General features: G+C 44.2%; 2 protein-coding genes. Both read left to right on the forward strand.

The window, feature by feature from the left end:
* On the forward strand, positions 1–1,471 hold a 1,471-nt coding region (locus VK541_RS22155; protein WP_324372717.1), incomplete at its 5' end, for a DUF5686 family protein.
* A 238-nt stretch (positions 1,472–1,709) separates the two neighbouring features.
* Positions 1,710–3,047, forward strand: a 1,338-nt coding sequence (locus VK541_RS22160; RefSeq protein WP_324372718.1) for a thiamine pyrophosphate-binding protein, incomplete at its 3' end; no start/stop codon positions are given.

The following is a 3,047-nucleotide window of genomic DNA, read 5'->3' on the forward strand; positions in this document are numbered from 1 at the left end:
TTTCGGGCTCAATAAGAAAAAGGGTGGCGGGATTTTTGGCGAACGTGTTGTAATACTAAATAATTTTGTATTAAATACGCCACGTTCCGAGCAAACCTATCAGGGCCCCGAGCAGGTGATCCTTCCCAATGCCGATAACATGGATAATCAATACTGGCAGCATAGCCGACCCGACTCGCTGAAATCCTCGGAGGATCATATATACCATGACATCGACAGCTTGCAAACAATCCCATCGTTTCGACGGACTATGAAACTGTTGACGTTTTTGTTGGCAGGTTATTATGATTTCGGCCTATTCGAAATGGGGCCCGCAAACACCTTTTACAATTTTAATCCGGTGGAAGGTTTTCGTCTCCGTCTTGGGGGACGGACCACACCGGAACTTAGTAAGCGGTATTATTTTGAAACGTATGGCGCTTACGGCTTTAAAGACCAAAAGTGGAAATATTTTCTGAGTTCCACTTATTCCCTGAATAATAAATCGATCTATTCTTTTCCGCAGGAATATCTCAGGGCGAGTTTTCAGCATGACACCAAAATTCCCGGTCAGGAACTCCAATTCGTACAGGAAGATAACTTTTTTCTTTCTTTTAAACGGGGTATAAATGAAACCTGGCTATATAATGATATTTTCCGGTTTGATTATGTGCATGAATACCCGAATCATTTTTCCTATAAGTTCGAGTTGCAACAATGGAACCAGCACCCCGCAGGTTTCCTGCATTTTGAAAACAATGAAAATGGGCAGGTCAATGCTGTCGAAAGATTAAAGACGACACAATTGTCGTTAGAGTTAAGGTATGCACCCAAGGAAAAGTTCTACCAGGGAAAGCTCTACAGGACGCCGATCCCCGATAAATATCCGATCTTTACGCTGCGCTACCAGCAGGGCATCAAAGATTTTTTAGGCGGACAATACAGTTTTGAAAATCTTACCGGAAACATTACCAAAAGATTCTATCTGTCTCAATTGGGGTATGCTGATGTTAGCGCTGAAGGGGGATATATGTGGGGGAAAGTTCCTTTCCCCTTACTTGACATTGCCCATGCCAATCAAACCTATGCGCTGCAACTACAATCCTATAATTTAATGAACTTCTTAGAGTTTGTAAATGATCGCTATGCAGCAATTAACATAGATCAAAACTTTAATGGCTTTATCTTCAATAAGGTACCATTATTAAAAAAGTTAAAATGGCGGGAAGTAATATCATTTAAGGCCCTATGGGGCGGGTTAAGATCTGAAAATAACCCTGCGAATGATCCTGCGTTACTTAGTTTTCCAAAAAATTCTGCAGGAATTCCAACTACGTTTACTTTAAATAATGGTCCTTATACGGAAGGGAGTATAGGGATCGCCAATATCTTCAAAGTTTTACGGTTAGATTTTGTGGAACGATTCAGCTATCTGAACCATCCGGAAGTGCCTAAACATGGCATCAGGGCCTTGGTCATCCTTCAGTTTTAACTCCTTTTTCAGGCTTTGAGACCTGGAAAAGACATGTTATTGAATTCCAAATCATGATTTTCATTCTTAGCTGATTGTTGAAATGTCATCAATATATCGTAAATGTCCGAAATAGGAACAATAAAAAGACAATTATTTTTCTCCAAAATCCTGAATGTCAATTCATTGCGAATTGGTATGGGAGTGGCATTATTCCCTGCAAACAACAACAAATAATTAACCATTTAGCTAAAAAAAGATGTCAAAGAAAGTCGCAGAACAGCTTGTTGATATGATCCTTCAAGCAGGGATCAAACGGATTTACGCCATAACCGGGGATAGCCTTAACGAATTGAATGACGCCGTGAGGAGAAATCCGGCGCTCGAATGGATACATGTCCGGAACGAAGAAGCAGGCGCATTTGCTGCGGCAGCGGATGCACAGTTATCCGGGATTGCCTGTTGTGCAGGCAGCAGCGGCCCTGGCCACGTTCATTTGGTCAATGGTCTTTATGACGCGCATCGGTCAGGGGCGCCGGTTTTAGCCATCGCCTCCACCTGTGCAACCAAAGAATTCGGCAGTACGTATTTTCAGGAGACAAACGTTATCAAATTATTTGACGACTGCAGTTATTATACCCAGGTGGCAGCCAATGCAAAACAATTGCCGCGGATGGCACAGGCTGCAATACAAACAGCTGTTCAGCGCAAAGGGGTTGCAGTAATTGGATTTCCCGGAGATGTAGCTGGTGAACCGGCAGTCGAAATTGATTCATCGACGAAAAATTTCTTCTGCAAGTCAAATGTAACCCCTGTAAAAGAAGAACTTGACGCATTGGCAGCACTCATCAATCGCCACCATAGAATTTGCATTTTCGGCGGGATCGGTTGTGCGGATGCGCACGATGAAGTTGTGGAATTGGCGGCCCTGCTGAAAGCACCAGTCGGTTATTCTTTCAGGGGAAAAATGAGCCTGCAATATGACAATCCTTACGAAGTTGGTATGACCGGATTGCTTGGTTTACCCGCAGCCTATCATAGCATGCACGAAAGCGATCTGGTAATCTTGCTGGGTACAGATTTTCCATATACCCCATTCTATCCCCAGGGCAAAAATATTGTTCAAATTGACCTGAAATCTGAAAACCTCGGCAGAAGGGCAAAGCTGACGATGGGGCTGCACGGTGATATCAAATCTACCGTAAAAGCGCTCATCCCGTTATTAAAGGAAAAGGCTGACCGAAGCTTTCTTGATGCCCAGCTCCATATTCATGCGAAAGTTAAAGGGCATCTTCAGACCTATGTTGAAACCCTGGGAAAAGTTGATGCGATCCATCCTGAAGCAGCGGCTGCCTTTCTGGATAAATTCGCTTCCGAAGATGCCATTTTTACCTGTGACACAGGCATGTGCAATGTATGGAGCGCCCGCTACATCAAGGCAAACGGCAAACGCGATATGATCGGTTCTTTTATCCATGGCTCCATGGCCAATGCTATGCCCCATGCCATGGGTGCTGCTTTGGCTTGCCCGAACCGCCAGGTAGTCGCGATGTGCGGCGACGGGGGAATCTCGATGTTGCTCGGTGACCTTGCCACA

The organism is Pedobacter sp. (assembly GCF_035317785.1).
GTDB lineage: Bacteria > Bacteroidota > Bacteroidia > Sphingobacteriales > Sphingobacteriaceae > Pedobacter.